Annotated in this window: 26 protein-coding genes and 1 tRNA gene; all 27 read left to right on the forward strand. The window is 67.1% G+C overall.

Going from position 1 to position 15,292, the window contains the following annotated elements:
* Positions 1–58: 58 nt before the first annotated feature.
* The 27 genes from ACYVKL_RS19835 to ACYVKL_RS19965 all read left to right on the forward strand — a co-directional run bounded on the left by ACYVKL_RS19835 (position 59) and on the right by ACYVKL_RS19965 (position 15,288).
* Entirely contained in the window at positions 59–250 is a 192-nt protein-coding gene (locus ACYVKL_RS19835) for a hypothetical protein (RefSeq protein WP_379165241.1), read from the forward strand.
* On the forward strand, positions 240–533 hold the full coding sequence (locus tag ACYVKL_RS19840) for a hypothetical protein (protein WP_379165242.1): 294 nt from the start codon (positions 240–242) through the stop codon (positions 531–533). Before ACYVKL_RS19835 ends, ACYVKL_RS19840 begins: the two co-directional genes overlap by 11 nt.
* Positions 530–1,075 carry a RusA family crossover junction endodeoxyribonuclease gene (locus tag ACYVKL_RS19845; protein ID WP_379165243.1) on the forward strand — a complete coding sequence of 182 codons (546 nt, stop codon included), beginning with the start codon at positions 530–532 and terminating at the stop codon, positions 1,073–1,075. The genes ACYVKL_RS19840 and ACYVKL_RS19845 overlap by 4 nt, the downstream gene beginning before the upstream one ends.
* The gene (locus tag ACYVKL_RS19850) at positions 1,072–1,383 is read left to right on the forward strand and encodes a hypothetical protein (RefSeq protein ID WP_379165244.1); all 312 of its coding nucleotides are present in this window, start codon (positions 1,072–1,074) and stop codon (positions 1,381–1,383) included. The genes ACYVKL_RS19845 and ACYVKL_RS19850 overlap by 4 nt, the downstream gene beginning before the upstream one ends.
* Positions 1,380–1,598 carry a hypothetical protein gene (locus ACYVKL_RS19855; protein WP_379165245.1) on the forward strand — a complete coding sequence of 73 codons (219 nt, stop codon included), beginning with the start codon at positions 1,380–1,382 and terminating at the stop codon, positions 1,596–1,598. Before ACYVKL_RS19850 ends, ACYVKL_RS19855 begins: the two co-directional genes overlap by 4 nt.
* Complete coding sequence (locus ACYVKL_RS19860; RefSeq protein WP_379165246.1) at positions 1,595–2,449, forward strand: hypothetical protein; 855 nt, start codon at positions 1,595–1,597, stop codon at positions 2,447–2,449. Before ACYVKL_RS19855 ends, ACYVKL_RS19860 begins: the two co-directional genes overlap by 4 nt.
* Positions 2,446–2,700, forward strand: a complete 255-nt coding sequence (locus ACYVKL_RS19865; protein ID WP_379165247.1) for a hypothetical protein — start codon at positions 2,446–2,448, stop codon at positions 2,698–2,700. The genes ACYVKL_RS19860 and ACYVKL_RS19865 overlap by 4 nt, the downstream gene beginning before the upstream one ends.
* A complete protein-coding gene (locus ACYVKL_RS19870; RefSeq protein WP_379165248.1) occupies positions 2,697–3,062 on the forward strand; it encodes a hypothetical protein in 366 nt (121 codons plus the stop codon). The genes ACYVKL_RS19865 and ACYVKL_RS19870 overlap by 4 nt, the downstream gene beginning before the upstream one ends.
* The gene (locus ACYVKL_RS19875) at positions 3,059–3,232 is read left to right on the forward strand and encodes a hypothetical protein (protein ID WP_379165249.1); all 174 of its coding nucleotides are present in this window, start codon (positions 3,059–3,061) and stop codon (positions 3,230–3,232) included. The genes ACYVKL_RS19870 and ACYVKL_RS19875 overlap by 4 nt, the downstream gene beginning before the upstream one ends.
* Positions 3,233–3,761: 529 nt before the next feature.
* Positions 3,762–3,836, forward strand: a tRNA-Met gene (locus ACYVKL_RS19880).
* A gap of 219 nt (positions 3,837–4,055) precedes the next feature.
* Positions 4,056–4,385 (forward strand): hypothetical protein, encoded by a 330-nt coding sequence (locus ACYVKL_RS19885; RefSeq protein ID WP_379165250.1) that lies wholly within the window; start codon positions 4,056–4,058, stop codon positions 4,383–4,385.
* Positions 4,385–4,987 carry a hypothetical protein gene (locus tag ACYVKL_RS19890; RefSeq protein ID WP_379165251.1) on the forward strand — a complete coding sequence of 201 codons (603 nt, stop codon included), beginning with the start codon at positions 4,385–4,387 and terminating at the stop codon, positions 4,985–4,987. Before ACYVKL_RS19885 ends, ACYVKL_RS19890 begins: the two co-directional genes overlap by 1 nt.
* A gap of 6 nt (positions 4,988–4,993) precedes the next feature.
* Positions 4,994–5,350 carry a hypothetical protein gene (locus tag ACYVKL_RS19895; RefSeq protein WP_379165252.1) on the forward strand — a complete coding sequence of 119 codons (357 nt, stop codon included), beginning with the start codon at positions 4,994–4,996 and terminating at the stop codon, positions 5,348–5,350.
* A 162-nt stretch (positions 5,351–5,512) separates the two neighbouring features.
* Entirely contained in the window at positions 5,513–5,836 is a 324-nt protein-coding gene (locus ACYVKL_RS19900; RefSeq protein ID WP_379165253.1) for a hypothetical protein, read from the forward strand.
* On the forward strand, positions 5,808–7,391 hold the full coding sequence (locus ACYVKL_RS19905) for a hypothetical protein (protein WP_379165254.1): 1,584 nt from the start codon (positions 5,808–5,810) through the stop codon (positions 7,389–7,391). The genes ACYVKL_RS19900 and ACYVKL_RS19905 overlap by 29 nt, the downstream gene beginning before the upstream one ends.
* Positions 7,392–7,402: 11 nt before the next feature.
* Entirely contained in the window at positions 7,403–8,791 is a 1,389-nt protein-coding gene (locus ACYVKL_RS19910) for a phage portal protein family protein (protein WP_379165255.1), read from the forward strand.
* Positions 8,788–10,002, forward strand: a complete 1,215-nt coding sequence (locus tag ACYVKL_RS19915; RefSeq protein WP_379165256.1) for a head maturation protease, ClpP-related — start codon at positions 8,788–8,790, stop codon at positions 10,000–10,002. The genes ACYVKL_RS19910 and ACYVKL_RS19915 overlap by 4 nt, the downstream gene beginning before the upstream one ends.
* Before the next feature lie 3 nt (positions 10,003–10,005).
* On the forward strand, positions 10,006–10,374 hold the full coding sequence (locus ACYVKL_RS19920) for a capsid cement protein (protein ID WP_379165257.1): 369 nt from the start codon (positions 10,006–10,008) through the stop codon (positions 10,372–10,374).
* Positions 10,375–10,394: 20 nt separating this feature from the next.
* Positions 10,395–11,372 (forward strand): phage major capsid protein, encoded by a 978-nt coding sequence (locus ACYVKL_RS19925; RefSeq protein ID WP_379165258.1) that lies wholly within the window; start codon positions 10,395–10,397, stop codon positions 11,370–11,372.
* The gene (locus ACYVKL_RS19930) at positions 11,369–11,752 is read left to right on the forward strand and encodes a hypothetical protein (protein WP_379165259.1); all 384 of its coding nucleotides are present in this window, start codon (positions 11,369–11,371) and stop codon (positions 11,750–11,752) included. The genes ACYVKL_RS19925 and ACYVKL_RS19930 overlap by 4 nt, the downstream gene beginning before the upstream one ends.
* A 58-nt stretch (positions 11,753–11,810) precedes the next feature.
* Positions 11,811–12,218, forward strand: coding sequence for a hypothetical protein (locus ACYVKL_RS19935; protein WP_379165260.1), 408 nt, complete (start codon positions 11,811–11,813; stop codon positions 12,216–12,218).
* Positions 12,219–12,629, forward strand: coding sequence for a hypothetical protein (locus ACYVKL_RS19940; protein ID WP_379165261.1), 411 nt, complete (start codon positions 12,219–12,221; stop codon positions 12,627–12,629).
* 2 nt (positions 12,630–12,631) lie between these two features.
* Complete coding sequence (locus ACYVKL_RS19945) at positions 12,632–12,997, forward strand: hypothetical protein (RefSeq protein ID WP_379165262.1); 366 nt, start codon at positions 12,632–12,634, stop codon at positions 12,995–12,997.
* Between the two features lie 41 nt (positions 12,998–13,038).
* Positions 13,039–13,389, forward strand: coding sequence for a hypothetical protein (locus ACYVKL_RS19950; RefSeq protein WP_379165263.1), 351 nt, complete (start codon positions 13,039–13,041; stop codon positions 13,387–13,389).
* 12 nt (positions 13,390–13,401) lie between these two features.
* Positions 13,402–14,346, forward strand: a complete 945-nt coding sequence (locus tag ACYVKL_RS19955) for a hypothetical protein (RefSeq protein WP_379165264.1) — start codon at positions 13,402–13,404, stop codon at positions 14,344–14,346.
* 85 nt (positions 14,347–14,431) lie between these two features.
* Positions 14,432–14,830 (forward strand): hypothetical protein, encoded by a 399-nt coding sequence (locus ACYVKL_RS19960; protein ID WP_379165265.1) that lies wholly within the window; start codon positions 14,432–14,434, stop codon positions 14,828–14,830.
* On the forward strand, positions 14,779–15,288 hold the full coding sequence (locus tag ACYVKL_RS19965) for a hypothetical protein (protein WP_379165266.1): 510 nt from the start codon (positions 14,779–14,781) through the stop codon (positions 15,286–15,288). The genes ACYVKL_RS19960 and ACYVKL_RS19965 overlap by 52 nt, the downstream gene beginning before the upstream one ends.
* Positions 15,289–15,292: the final 4 nt, after the last annotated feature.

Below are 15,292 nucleotides of genomic sequence, written 5' to 3' on the forward strand. Positions count from 1 at the left end.
TGGTTTTCCAAGCATCCGTGGCGGTGCTTCCGCCACTCCGCACTGCCGGAGGTGAACCGTGGCTGAGCAGACCGGCGTGTGGGTGGTCGCGGACCACTACTGGCCTGCCGACGGGCTGAGCGAGGTGACCCCGTACCCGGACGAGATCGTGGCGATGCGCGCAGCGAACCAGGACCAGTTCCGCCGGGCATGGTTCGTGCCGTTCGGCAAAGACCTGCGCGAGGTGATGAATGAGCCCAATGCCCGGTGATAACAGCGGCCGGCCGCTCATAAATGCGGCCGATTCCGAAATCGCTGACTCGAACCGAGATCTCGTCGCCGAGGCGTACCTCGCGGGCAGCGTCGACGTCGTTGTCCGCCAGGTCTTCGACACCGTTCTCAATGCGTTCGGTGTGACGGCCTCGGAAGAGGTGATCGCCGCGCTCGACGAGATGGACGGAGCCGTCGCTGCGTCCATCGGTGAAATGCTCGCGGACCCGACCATGCTGGCAGGCGCGCGGGCCCGGCTGCGCGCGTTGGGGGTCGGCGAATGAGCAGCGATATCGAGTGCGCCCAGTCCACACGCGCGGATGGCAAGCACGGTTGGACATTCGACGGCGACAACCCGATCGTTGTCTGCGCGTTCTGCGAAGCAAAGCGCGATGCGATCAGCGGCTGGGAGATCCCGCGCGCCATCCCACCGCTGTTTGTGCCCGGTGATGCCGCGCCGCAAGGCAGCAAGCGGCACGTCGGCGGCGGCCGCATGGTCGAGTCGTCGAAATCGGTTGGGCCGTGGCGCGAACGCATCGCGCTGGCCGCGCACGGGCACGGCTGGACGCCGGGCACGGGCCCGGTTGCCGTCTATCTCCTGTTTGTGCGGCCGCGTCCGTTAAGCACGCCCAAGTCCCGCCGGCCACCAGCCACCAAGAAGCCGGATCTCGACAAGCTCTCGCGCGCGGTGCTCGACGCGCTGACCGGCATCGCGTACGCCGATGACGCGCAAGTCGTCGACCTGCACGCCCGCAAGCGACTGGCCGCCCTCGGCGAGACGCCAGGCGTACGCATCACAGTCACACCGATCGTGGAGGCCGAATGATCGAGTTCCACATTCCCGAGGCCGACCCGATCGAGGCCGCGGTCATCGAATGGGTCGCGGCCGCGGACCTGTACCGCGACGGCGAGCTGGTGCGCGAGGGCGTGAACCTGCTCGGGAGCAACGAGATCGCCGCGAAAGCGTGGGCCCGCGTGCTCGCCGGGCGGCTGCGCGAGCCGATCGACCGCGACGGCCTGGCCGAGTTCCTGCTCACCCGCGAGGCCGCACAGCACGTCCGCGCGTACTCGTCCGCTCCGATCATCGCCGAGGGAATCCTCGTCATGCTCACGTCGAAAGGGCTGCTGCCGTGACCACACCGAACCTGCCCGCGATCGTCGAAGCGGGCAAGGAGAGCATCCGCCGCCTCGCGCGGATCCGCGACATGCTGCCGCCGAAAGCCCAGTACGAGATGCTGTTCGGCATCCTCGTGGCGCTGCGCGACAACCTGTACTCCGGCATGCACATCTTGCGGCGCGCCGACGGCAGCCTCGTCATCACCGTCACGCCGCCACCGGAGGGCGAATGAGCGCGACGTGCCGGAACCGCAAGTGCGGGCGGCCGTGTGCCGAATTCCTGTGCAGCGACTGCACCGCCGAGCTCGCCGACACCATCGAGGGCGTGCCGTGGCTACTGGAGCAGCTCGCGGTCACCGAACTGCGGCAGGATCGCGTATCGCGCGGCCTGCGCACCGGATCGCGTCCGGACAGGCCACTGCCGTTCGATCCGGACGTCGCGGCCATCCGCGTCGAGCTCGACAATGCGGTGTGCGGGTGGGCGCGGCACATCGCCGAAACGCGTGGCGTGAAAGGGCCGTCCGGATCCGCAGACGACGCCGCGCAGTGGCTGGGCGTGCACGTGGCAGCGGTGCGCCTCGACGAGGCGGCCGGCGAAATCCACCGCGAGATCACCCGGCTCGCCGAGGTCGCACTCGCGGCGATCAACCCGCCGCCGGTGCCCGGATTCCGTGGCCCATGCCCGACGCTGCTGCGGACGTTGCAGCACGAGAAGCCGGTCGAGTGCGGCGAACCGCTGTATGTCGATGCCGAAGCCGCGACGGTCTACTCGTCGAACACCAGCGGCGCGGACGTCGACGTCGCAAAGTTCATCACCTGCCCGCGCTGCAACGTCCGGCACGACGTCGCCAAGCTCGAGCAGGAGCTGCTCGTGCGGATCGGTAAGCAGGTGTTCGAGCTGCCCGACCTCCTGCGCGTGCTTCGCGAGCTCGGCCAGCCCATCCCGCGCGGCACCGTCGCCTCGTGGATCTCGCGCGGCCAGCTGCAGCCGCAGCGTCACGACGGCGACCGGCCGCTGTATCGGCTCGACGACGTGCGCCGACTGCGCACGCTGACCTCACACCCGAAAGGATCGACGGCATGAGCGGCAAATTCACCACGGTGATCTGGCACGACCGACACGCGGACACGACTGCGCACCTGTTCACCGAGCGCGCGGTCGCGGAAGCGTGGGCGCGCAAGCGGGGCCGCGAGTACGACCGGCACGGCAACTACTCCGAGCAGGCATACCCGGACGGCGAACTGTGCATCACCTACAGCTGCGAAAACGACAGATTGCGCGTGATCGACGTGGTGGCCGATGCCGAGGTACTCGAGGGAGGATCAGCAGCATGAGCGACAGGGTGTCGATGGTGAAGTGCTGGTTCTACGTCCGCCATCCTTCGACGAAGCATCCGGGAACCTACCGGTACCAGCGCATCTCGCTGAAGAATCCGATGGGAGCGAACGAGGGGGGCTTGCTCACCATGCACCCGCCAGCCATGGGCGACACGCTGTTCCTTGCCGACGAATTCTCCGGCGACGCTGGTCAGTACCGAGTCATCGCCAGGGGCTGGTCGCACAATCAATACGGGTCGTACAACTGGCCGCTCGGGGAGAGCTATCCGAAAGAGCCGACGACCCTACAGGTGTTGGTCGAACCAGCGGAAGGGCTCTTCCAAGACGAGGAACCCGACGACGAGGGGCCAGAAGCGTGACCGACGAAGGCGTGACCTGGCTCGTGAACAAAGTGACTCGCAAGCACATCGGGCCGTTCACCACGCGCATGGATGCGCTGTTCGCGCTCAACATCGCCGAGGGCCGGGACAACTGGGTTGCGATGAGCCGCGCGGAGTTCGATACCTACGTGGAGCGCCCTGCCGAATGAGCCCGGGCGAAATTGGGCGGGGATCAGCCAAATTGCGAGCTTACCCCCGCCCAATCCGTCATCTACCAGCTAGTTTCTGCGAACCATTGGTTCTGGCCGGATGCCTCACACAGCAGTGTGAAGAGGGGCTCTTCGCCGCGGTATTCGGTCCGGGTATGGGGGACGAAGACCCATGGGTCGGACCGCTCGTCGTAGTGGACTGTTTCAGTTCCACTGTGGCGTACTTCAATCGCGCCCCTACAGATGGGGCAGAACTGCGACTTCATCGAGCCTCCGATATTCAATTGTGGTGCACCCTGGCCAGGGGCGCGGTGGTATTGGCCGTCGGCCATCGTACCGGCGGCGGCTAGCGCGTTCGGGGATGTCGTCGCCGTGTCGCGGCGGACGTTGTCGGCGATGCACAGCACATCCTGCGTGACAAGATCGAATCCGCGTGCAACACTCGATTGCAGCGGGACAGCTGTCCCCGAGGCCCGATCCGATGCACACGGACCGGGCCTTTTTCATGCCCGGACTCCGCCGGGCGCGCAGCAGGGTAGAGCAGCTCGGTCAGCTCGCTGGGCTCATATCCCAGAGGTCGCGTGTTCAAATCACGCCCCTGCAACGACCATTGGTCACTCAACACCCGAATCCGCTGTGCGGGTTCGGGTTCCGTCGTTTGAGGAGCAATCATGATGTCTACTTTGTCCGCCGCCGCGCACGCCGTCGACTGGTCGCTCGTCGACCACGCCCTGATCAACATCGCCGCCGCCCTGTTCCGGGCGTTCTTCTGACCGCGATGGCGCACTCTTCGACTCGGCACCACCCGCTCGCCTATCAGGTGATGGTCGCCGGCTCCGCGGCCATCGACCGGGCTCTCGCTGATATGCGAGATGGCCTGCGGGTTCTGCTTGTCGCCCCGACCAACGACGCGATCTCGAAGCTGCTGGCCGAGGCCAGCGAGAAGCTTCGCGAAGGTGAGACCATCCGCAAATCCGCCGGTGGCACGATCACCGGCTCGGGCGGCTGGATCAGGTTCTGCCTGTACCTGAACCCCGCCGATGGCCGTGGGCTGACCGTCGACCGCGTGTATGTCGACCATGCCGACCTGTGGAAGCGCCTCGCGCCCACCATGAGCGGCTCGACCAACGGCCCCGTCATCACCCACTGCTGATGACGCGGCACCGTTTCATCCTCGACCAGTTCGAGGAGTTCCTGACCGGCGGCAACGTGGCCGCCAAACACGACGGCCCGATTCCCATCTGGGCGGGCTACATCATCGAGCAGAACGCTCGGATTCTGGAGATCCTCATGACCGACATCGAGACTCAGCTCAAGAACGACATCGCCTCGCTGATCGATTCCAACACCGCGCTCGTCAACTTCGAGACCCAGCAGGTCGCCCAGATCGCCGACCTGCAGGGCCAGATCGCCGCGCTCAAGAACCAGATCGCCAACGGTGTGGCACCGAGCGCCGACACCCTGGCCGCGCTGGACGCCATCACCCAGAAGATCGCCGGCACCGCCGCGCAGGCCCACGCCACCGCCTCGGCCAGCGCCACCTCGCCCGCGCCCGCCACCCCGGTCGTCGAGCCGCAGGCACCGGTCACCTCGCAGCCCATCGAGACCGTGCCGCCCACCACCCCCGATACCGTTGCCACCCCGGTGGTTCCGGTGCAGGCACCGGTGATCAACAACAGCGGCAAGGTGTCGGGTGCCGACGCCGAGCCCGCCACCAGCGACAGCGGCGCGGCCACCGACACCGTCGGCCAGTAGCACCACATGCCACCCACGACCGCGCGGCGCACCACCACACAGCGCGGTCTCGGGTGGCGTCACCAGCAGGCGGTCGACACCCTCAAACGCCAGCTGGTCGACGGCACTCCCTGCTGGTGGTGCACCCGTCCCATGTACCGCGACGCCGGGCGCAACTTCGACGAACGGCAGCTGCAGGGCGATCACTCCAAGTCGCGAGCGATGGGCGGCGTCGTGACCGACCGTCTGCTGCACGCGAAGTGCAACGGCGAGCGCGGGGACGGCTCACGGGATCACCTGCGCCCGGCGCTCACTGGGCAGCCGGTCGAGGAGGGCCAGGCCGCCGACGACCGGTCGGCCTGGTGCCTGCTCACGGGGTGGTGACCATGGCTCGACCTGGAGAGGGTCACGGGGACTCTCGCGCCCCGCGGTCCGGCCGGCGGGGTGGTCCGCGGCGCGCGCCGGCAGAAAATCCAGACCCCCGGGGCCTCCTGACCCCCGTATTTAGTCAGGCTTTTTTACACGGGGCCCAAAACGGTGCGTGCAATGCCTGAAAACCTCGGTTCTGCGGGCGAAATGCTCTGGAACGCGCTCGAATCCGACACAAAGTCGTTCGAAACTGGCGTTTTGGTGCTGGAAGCGTGCCGGATCGCGGACCGGCTGGAGCACCTGGCCCAGATTCTAGAGGGCGACACCGATATTTGGGCCCGCATCGTCGAAGGCCGCGACGGCGAGCTTGAACTGCGCGTCGACGGCGCGCTGCAGGAGGCCCGGCAGCAGGCCGGGACGCTGCGGCAGCTGCTCACCACCATTGCGGCGCGCCGCGGCGCTCCGGAACCCGATGACGAGGACGGCCTCGCTGATCTCTGACAACGTCGTCGAGCTGTTCCCGGCTCCGGATCCGCTCGTGTTCCCGACGCTGACCGGACGGCAGGCGCCGCACCACCTTTCGGTGTTCGACGGTGACGACACGCACGGATTCAAGGCCATCACTCTGGCCGGCCGCGCGACCGTGCAGCCGGTGATGCCCTGGCAGTGCGGGAATTTGCGCGCCATCCTGCGCAAGACCCTCGACGGCAGCTGGACGCACCCGGACGCCGTGCTGCTCTGCCCGAGACAGAACGGCAAGTCGGAAATCCTGCTGTTCCGCTGCCTGTACGGCCTGTTCAAGCTGGGCGAGAAAATCCTGTACACGGTGCAGCGGTGGGACACGGGCATCGAGATTCACTCGCGGATCGTGGCCATGATCAACAGCCGGCCGTGGCTGCGGCGCCACCTGGCCGCCAAGCCGACGATGTCGCAGGGCCGCGGCAAGATCGTGCTCACCAGCGGCGCGCAGATGATCACCTCGACCCGATCCGCGGACGTCGGCCGAGGCATCACCAAGCTCGATCTGCTGATCTACGACGAGGCATACAACCTCGATTCCTCGGCCTCGGCCGCAGTCGATTTCGCGCAGATGGCCGCCGAGGATCCGCAGACGATCTACACGTCGTCGGCGGTGAACGCCGAGATGCATTCGAAGGGCTTCGTGCTCACCGACATGCGTGCGGCCGGACTGCGCCGCGGCGAAGGCCTCTACCTCGCCGAATACATGGCGCCCGAGGAGATGCCGCACGGCGCGGTAGCCACCTGGGAGTACGGAAATCCGTCCTACGGGGTGATCCAGACGGCGGCGAAGATGCGGAAGCTGCTGCGCAAGGCCACCACGAAGGCCGGCATCATCGCCTTCGGCGTCGAGGCCCTCGGCCGCGGCGTGTGGCCCGTCCGGTCCGAGGACATGCCCGCGCTGATCCCGGCCGATGTCTGGTCGGCGATGGATACCGGCGCGGTGCAGCTGGTCGGGCCGATCGCGCTGGCGGTCGACCGGACACCGGACCGTAAGACCGTCGCGATCTCGGCCGCGCAGTGGACTATCGAGGGGCCGGTACACCTCGACCTGGGGTACCACGGCCCGTACACAGCGCAGGCCGTCGAGTACATCGTCGGCGTGGTCACCCGGATGGATCCGTGCGTGCTCGTCATCGACCGGGCCTCGCCCGCGGCCTCGATGGAAGAGGACCTGATCGCCGCAGGCATCGAGCCGACCATGACCGATCAGGGCCAACTCGCGAAGGCAACCGGTGATTTCTACGACAAGGCCCTCGCGGCAGCGCTGCACCACACCGGCGACCCGGACCTCGCCGACGCTGTCGAGGGCGCGGTGAAACGGGACCTGCCCGGCGGCGGCTGGGCGTGGGACCGCAAGCGCGCAGAGAACGACATCTCGCCCCTGGTTGCCGCGACGCTCGCGCACTGGGGACTTCTGGCCTTCGGTGCGCAGACCGCGCCGGTACAGCAGATCGTGCACCGCGCCGCCTCGGCGGCCGCCGCACCAAGACATCAATTCCGCGGTGAGACCAATCTCGCCGCGGTCGGTTTCTGAGAGGAGGCGATATGGCCGACCAGCAGCAGCAGTCCCCGGTGAGGGGCCGGGTGGCGACGCGCGAGCTCGGCTATGCCGTCTCCTATCCGGGCGATATCTGGCTGCAGAACACCGAGACCACGCCGGAACTGCGCTGGCCGCTCTCGGTGTCGGTGTACGACAGGATGTCGCGCCAGGACGCACAGGTGCAATCGGTATTGCGCGCCATCATGCTGCCGGTGCGGCGCACAACGTGGCGCATCGACCCGAACGGGGCGCGTGACGAGGTCGCCCAGTTCGTCTCCGACGACCTGCACCTGCCGATCGTCGGTGCCGATGACGAGACCGAGCGGCCGAAACGGCGGATCCGCAACGCTTTCAGCTGGCCGGAGCATGTGCGGATGGCGTTGCAGCATATTCCGTACGGGCACAGCTTTTTCGAGCGGACGTACCAGATCGACGACGCTGGCTGGGCGCACCTGGCGAAGCTGTCGCCGCGTCTGCAGCGGTCGATCGCGAATATCGTTGTCGCGCCGAACGGTGATCTTGTCTCAATTGCCCAGTACGCGATGGGCACGATGACCGGTGCGTTCGAGGCGATCGCGGTTGGCGGCGCGGAGGCCGGCGGTGCGCGGATTCCGGCGAAGCGGCTCGTGGCCTATGTCAACGAGCGTGAGGGCGGTGACTGGCTCGGTAAATCTGTGCTGCGCAGTGCGTACAAGAACTGGATCCTGAAGGACCGGTTGCTCAGGGTCCAGGCACAGACGATCGAGCGCAACGGCATGGGCATCCCCGTCTATTACGCCGGCCCGCAAGATCGGCAGCAGGATCTCGACCTCGGCCAGCAGATGGCCAACGACTACCGCGCGGGCGACAGCTCGGGCGCGGCGCTGCCCAACGGCGCGAAACTGCGGCTGCAGGGCGTCGAGGGCGCGCTGCCCGACGCGATGCCAGTCATCGAGTATCACGATTCGCAGATCGCGCGCAGCGTGCTCGCCCACTTCCTGAACCTCGGAACCCAAACCGGCTCATGGGCATTGGGCAGCACGTTCGCCGATTTCTTCGTGATGTCGCTGCAGACCACGGCGCAGCTGATCGCCGATACCGCCAACGCCGAAATCATCGAGCCGCTCGTCGACCTGAATTTCTCGCCCGACGAGCCCGCTCCGCGGATCGTGTTCGACGAGATCGGATCTCGCCACGACGCGACCGCCGAGGCGCTGTCGCTGCTCATCCAGGCCGGTGCGGTGTTCCCCGACCGCCGCCTGGAGCAGGCGGTGCGCGACATGTACGGGCTGCCGCAGAAGGACCCCGACGCGCCGGACCCATCGCCGAACCAGAAGAGCGCGCCACCGCCGACGCCGTCCGGTGAGCCCACCGGCGATGACCCCAATGACCCGGACCCGCAGGAGGGCCAGTGAGTACCCGCACCCCGCGGCCGTGGTTCGCCATCCACAACGCCGCCACCACCAAGGGATCGACCCCGACGATCTATCTGTTCGACGAGATCGATTCGTACTGGGGTGTGTCGGCCGAGGACTTCGCGCGCGAGCTCGACGCGATCGACGCGGACGAGATCATGGTCAAGATCAACAGTCCGGGCGGCAACGTCTATGACGGCCTGGCGATCATGCATGCGCTGTCCGATCACCCGGCGAAGATCATCACCTCGGTCGAAGGCCTCGCCGCGAGCGCGGCATCGTTCATCGCCATGGCCGGTGACGAGCGGATCATCCGCCCGGGCGCCGAGCTGATGATCCACAACGCGTGGACCGTCGCCGTCGGCGGCGCGTCCGATCTGCGTGCAGCGGCCGAGCAGCTCGAGCGCACCAGCGCCAGCCTCGCCGGTATCTACGCCGACCGTTCCGGCGGCGAGGTCGCCGACTGGCAGGCCGCGATGGACGCCGAAACCTGGTACAGCGCGCAGGAAGCCGTCGACGCGGGCCTGGCCGACCGGGTCGAGAAGGCGGGCAAGACCGCCGCAGCCGAGCCGACCGCCAAGGCGCACCACGACCTTTCGCGCTTCACCTTCGCCGGTCGTCACGCCGCGCCCGCACCATCGACCGCGCGAACCACACGAACTCCCTCTGCCATCCGCGCGGAGGTCAAAAGAGAGGAGGGGCGCATGCCCACCCTGATTGAGGGCCTCCGCGAGCGCTTCGGTCTGCCCGAAGACGCCGACGAGGCAACGATTCTGGCCGCGGTGAGCGAGCAGCTCGACAGCGTCGCCGCAGCCACCGAGGACGCGCCGGCCGAACCGAGCGCGGCGCAGATCACCGCCTCAGCGAGCCGGATGGGCCTGGTTCTCGTGGACCGGACCCAGTACGAGCAGACCGTCGCCCGCGCCGACCAGGGCGCCGAAGCGTACAAGCAGCTGCAGACCGACCGCGTGAACAACGTGCTCGACCACCACGTTCGGCGAGGTGCGCTCGCCCCCGGCCGCCGCGAGCACTTCGCGAAGCTGCTCAAGGCCGACCCCGAGGGCACCGCCGAGCTGCTCAACAGCCTGCCTGCCGGTTCGGTCGTGCCGCTCGCTGAGATCGGCCACGCGGGCGAGCCCGACATCGACCCGGCGGAAAACGAAAAGTCGGGCGTATTCGCGCGCGTCACCGGCAACCCCTGGAAGGACTGACCCGTGAGCGACTTTCTGCCCCTTTACAGCCCGGCCGATAAGGTCTCGGCCGTCACCTCCGCAGCTGTCACGGCTGGACAGGTGGTCGTGGTCTCCGGCAACAACACCGTTGCCGCGTCCTCGGCTGCGGCGATGGCGTATGGCGTTGCCGCGCAAGATGACCTGGTCGGCGGCAATCAGATCCTGGTCTGGCGCGTCGGCATTCACATGCTGACCGCTTCCGGCGCAATCGCCGCCGGTGACGCTGTCATTCCGGCCGCCGGCGGCGCCGTCGCAACGATCGGGTCGGACACCAATTACAACCACGTCGTCGGCCAGGCCCTCGCTGCTGCCTCGGGCGGCAAGGTGCTCGTCGCGCTGCGGCTGTCGTGAGCATCGGAAAGTAGGCAATCATGACCGGAAACGTCACGTTCGCACCGTCACCGGCGACTCTGACCGGTGACATCATCTCGATCAATCGGTTCCTGAAGGACCCGTTGTGGGTGATGCGTGCCCTGCGCAACATCACCGAGCAGATGTTCATCGCCAACAAGATTCTGACCGCGCAGATGTGGACCGAGTCCGGGACCGTCGGCTATCAGCAGAACGAGAACATCTACGCCGACAACTCCCCGAAGCCGGTCGCGCCCGGCGCTGAGTACCCGGTCACCACGACCGGCACCGGCACCGCGTCCATGGCCAACACGATCAACTGGGGCCAGGACTCGATTCTGACCGATGCCTCGATCTCGCGGCAGAAGTTCGATGTCGTCGGCCGCGCGTTCACCAAGCTCGCCAACAGCCACGTCCAGACGATCGACAGCGTCGCTCTCTCGGCGGTCGCTTCCGCGGTCACCCAGAACACCGCCGCGCTGTCTTCGTGGGCGGGCACCGGTGCCGCGCCGGCCATCCTGCGCGACATCATGCGGGCCTTCGCCAACATCGTGAACCTCAAGCAGGGCTACATGCCCGATACCGTCCTGCTCGACACCACCACGTTCGCCAACGTCGTCTCCGACGACAAGCTGGCCCAGTTGCTGCCGCGTGAGGTCCCCGGCGTCAGCAACTCGCCTGTTCTCTCGGGCTGGGATTCGCCCTACATGAAGCGCATCGGCGGGTTCACCTTCCTCGGCAGCCCGAACCTTCCGGTCGCCGGTGTCGCCACCTTGCTCGACTCCAAGGTGTTCGGCGGTTTCACCGACGAGCGCCAGCCCGCCCCTGGCTACGTAATGAGCACCAGCAAGGACGGCCTGCCCGACGCCGACGGCCTGCAGGTCAAGACGATCCGCAACGACCTGAACGATTCTTGGCGGATCCGCTGCCGCCGGATCACCGTGCCGATCGTGCTCGAGTCCCGTGCGGCCTGGCAGATCACCGGGGTGAACCTGTGAGGCATCGCGTAACCGCGCCGCTGGTGATCACCCACAACCAGGAAGGCGCTGCCGAACACCGGTATCAGGGCCAGGTCATCCCGTGGATGCCCGACGCGCAGCGTCGTCACCTGCTGAGCCTGGGCATGGTCGAGGAGATCCCCGACGCCACCCCGCCCGGCGTCGTCGGCCCCGACGACGCGGTGGAGGACGACGAGCAGGAAGACGAGCAGCCGGCGTCCGGCAGTTCCGCGCCTGCCGTGCAGTCGACCCCGGGCGCGCGGCCGCTGCAGACCGCGAACAAAGAGATCTGGGTCGATTACGCCGTGACCGTGCTCGGCCTGGACCGAGCAGCCGCCGAGGCGATGACGAAGAACGACTTGATCACTCGCGCAGGCTGAGAGGGGGTGCGCTGTGACTTCGCCTACGCCAACACCATTCGCGTCCACCGATGACGTAGTGAACTCGTGGCGCACCCTCAATGCACAGCAGCTCAATTTCGCTGGGCTGCTGCTGCAGGCCGCGGCACTGTGGATCACCGGAAAGTGCCAGGCGGCCAACATTCCGGTGAGCACCGCTGCCGCGAAGATCGTTTCGATCGAGGTGGTGCGCGCCGCGCTGCAGCGCGACAAGCTCGACGGCGTCCCGTCGGGCAAGACCACCCGCGGTGACCGCTCCGACGAGTGGACCAACGTCCGCACCGCGACACTGGAGGAGCTGGCGCGCACGCTCGTATTCTCCGAGTATCACCAGCAGCTACTCGGACTGTGGCAGCCGACGGGCCCGCGGTACGCGATGGGAAACCGGTACGGGACACCGGATCCGGTGATCCTGCCCGGCGTCGACCAGTGGGGCCCGGTCAACTAGGTGGTCTACGAGCTCGGGGTCGAGCAGCTAGTGCTGCACCTGCGGATCCCGATCCTCGACGGCAACGGCAAACCCGTGCTCAACGCCTACGGGCGCGCCCAGATCACCGAGTCCGACGTCCCCGTCGACGGCTGCGACTTCTGGGTCACCGAGTCGCAGGAGACCGAGAACGCGGTCACCGCAACGAAATTGACGGGCCGCGGCATGCTCCCGCCGGACGTCGGGACCTTACTGCCACCCGGGGCCGCCCTCGACCACACCGCCGCGGTCACCTGGCAGGGCATCAAGTTCGAGGTACACGGGCCGCCGCGCCCGGTCGCCAACATCCGCGACACCAACGTCGACCACATCACGATCACCTGCCGCTCGTATCTGGGCAGCAGCATCCCCGGCACCCGAGAGGACGGATAGCCATGGCTATCGATATCGCCAACGTGGCTGCTGAGCTGACCAAGTTGGTCGAGAAGGCTGGCCCCGCCTCGGCCCTGGCCCGCGAACACGCCCTGATGCTGGCCAAGAAGGGCGAGGAGTACGCGAAGACCATTGCGCCGGTGAACAAGACGGGCAAGCCGCACAAGCTGAAGTCCGGATATGTAGACGAGCCCGGCGACTACCGCAACTCGATCCGCGGTGACGTGCTGTTCAAGGATGGCGCGTGGCGCGGCCGAGTCGGCGCGTACGACTGGAAAGCCCACATCATCGAGTACGGCGCCAAGGGTAAGCCGAAGTTCGCGGTCTTGCGCCGCACCGCTGGGTACCTGCGGGGCACCGACTCGTGACTCAGCCCGGCCGCCACTTTGCGAACCTGAGAACGCTACTGGTGGCCTACCTGGGCACGCTGTCCGGCATCGGTGCGTCCGGGACGAAGCTCGAATTGGTGTTCCCGTTCGTGCTGGTGACCGTAATCCCCTCCGGCGGTGACGATTACATCTGGTCGCGCCAGGTGGTCGATGTCGAGGTTTTCCATTCCGACTATCCCTCGGGCGCGGAATTCACCCGCGTCGTGCACGACCACATGATGCGGCTGCGGCACAGCTATGTCGGCGGCGTGCCGGTCAGCCAAGTCCGAACCATCAATGGCTTCGGCGATCTCGATTACGAGGACCCGACCCTGCACCGGTTCATCGCCGAGTACGAGATCGAATCCGCCGTCAATTCCGCACCCCTGTAAGGAGATTCAGTCATGCCCGGCACCACATGGGACACCATTTTCGGTGGCAACCCCGACGACGTTTTCAAGGGCCAGTTCGGTTTCATCCTGGTCCGCGACTACGACCCGACCAAGCCGCTGACCAACTACACCCCGTTCGACACGACGACCGGAAACTGGTCCTCGACGCTGCTCACCACCGACGGATTCCAGGCGATCGGCTACACCGACGAAAACGGCCTGGAATTCACGCCGACGCTGCAAACCGCCGACACCAAGGCCTGGCAGGCGCGACAGAAGCTGTTCACCGACATTACCGAGGACAGCGAAGCGGCGATGTTCACCGCGATCCAGCGCAGCCCGATCGTCGAGGCGCTCGAGACCAACCTGCCGCTCGCGGCGATGGGCAGCCGCGGTCAGGCCGGATACCAGTACACCAAGCCCAAGGTCACGGTGCCGATCGCGCGGCAGTTCATTTTCGGCTCGATCTTCTCCAGCGCGTACGGCGTGAGCGGTTGGGCGCGGATCTACCCGCGCGCGTTGATGATCAAGCCGGACAAGATGGTGCACAACGCCAAGACCGAGGCCAACTCGAAGCTCACCATCGAGTCTTACCCCGATGGCCCCGCCGGTTTCGCGGTGCGCACTCTGCGCGACGGACCTGGCTGGCGCGCCCTCGGCGGCACCACCAGCACCCCGGGCACCCCTACCGCGGCCGCAGGCGCTACCGGCGTCGCCACGCTGACATTCACCGCGCCTACCTCGCCGAACGGACCGTTCACCTACAACGTGTTCGTCGACGCGGGTGTCGTGCCGGTCACCGCGAGCAACGTCACCGTGGGTGGCACCCTCACCAACCCGATTCTGACCGTGTCGGGCCAGGTCACGGGCTCGCACACCTACAAGGTCCAGGCGGTCGGCGCGAACCTGTCCGCGTCGGTGATGTCGGCCGCGTCGAACTCGGTGACCGTCTCCTAACCCCCTGAACCCCGACGTGGCGCGCGGTGGCTGGGCGTCGCGTCGGGCCCAGCCACCGCAGCCACGCTCCCAGGAGGAAAACACCATGACCGAACCGATCACCACCCCGGCCACTGCGGCCGCCGTCCCGATGACCCCGTTTGTCGTGGCAGGCACCGTCCCCGCCGACGTCATCACCGACCTGGCGGACTTCCGCGCGCAGGCGATCGAGGGGATGGGCGGCGAAGGGATCAGCTTCCAGCCTGGCGGCCCCGGCACCGAAGTGTTCACCGTCCCGCATCCGCTGCTGCTCGAGGACGAGCAGCACGACGCCCTGAGCGAAGTGCTCAGCACACCCGCCATCGCGCGAGTGCTGCTCAACACCCCGCAGGACTCGGAGGTGTACAACCGGTTCCGGGCCGCGGGCGGCAGGTCCGGCGATGTGATGATCGCGTGGCGACGACTCGGGGAAGGCGCTGGCGCCCCAAAATCGGCGAAGCGGTAGCACTGCTCAAGCTGGCCCCGAAACAGATCGAGGCCGACCTGCAGCACTGCTACCCGGGCCGGCGGATCGCTGAATTCTGGCGAACCGTCGGCCTTCGTCGTACCGGCGAAATGACGGCCCGTGAGCTCGTCGTGCTGATCGAGGAGTTGCCCGACGACTCCGGGTTCAAGCGGAAACGCTCGACCTCCTGGACGCTGCTTGAGCGGCTGCTCGCGGCCAGCATCAACCTGCAGCACCTCATGCGCCAGGACTACCGCAGCAGGTACGGGGCTGACTACCACTTCACGCCCATCGAGGCACCCGAGCTCGACCACGAGCGCCGCCGCCGTGAAGCGCGGGAAAGCGCGCAGACCCGTCGCCGTCAGCTGCAGCAGGCAGTCCTTGATCGCATGCTGTCCGGCCAGCTGCAGATGTCCGACATCGACACCACCAAATCCATTGAGGAGGTACTCAACTGAGCGC

Source organism: Nocardia tengchongensis (genome assembly GCF_054781395.1).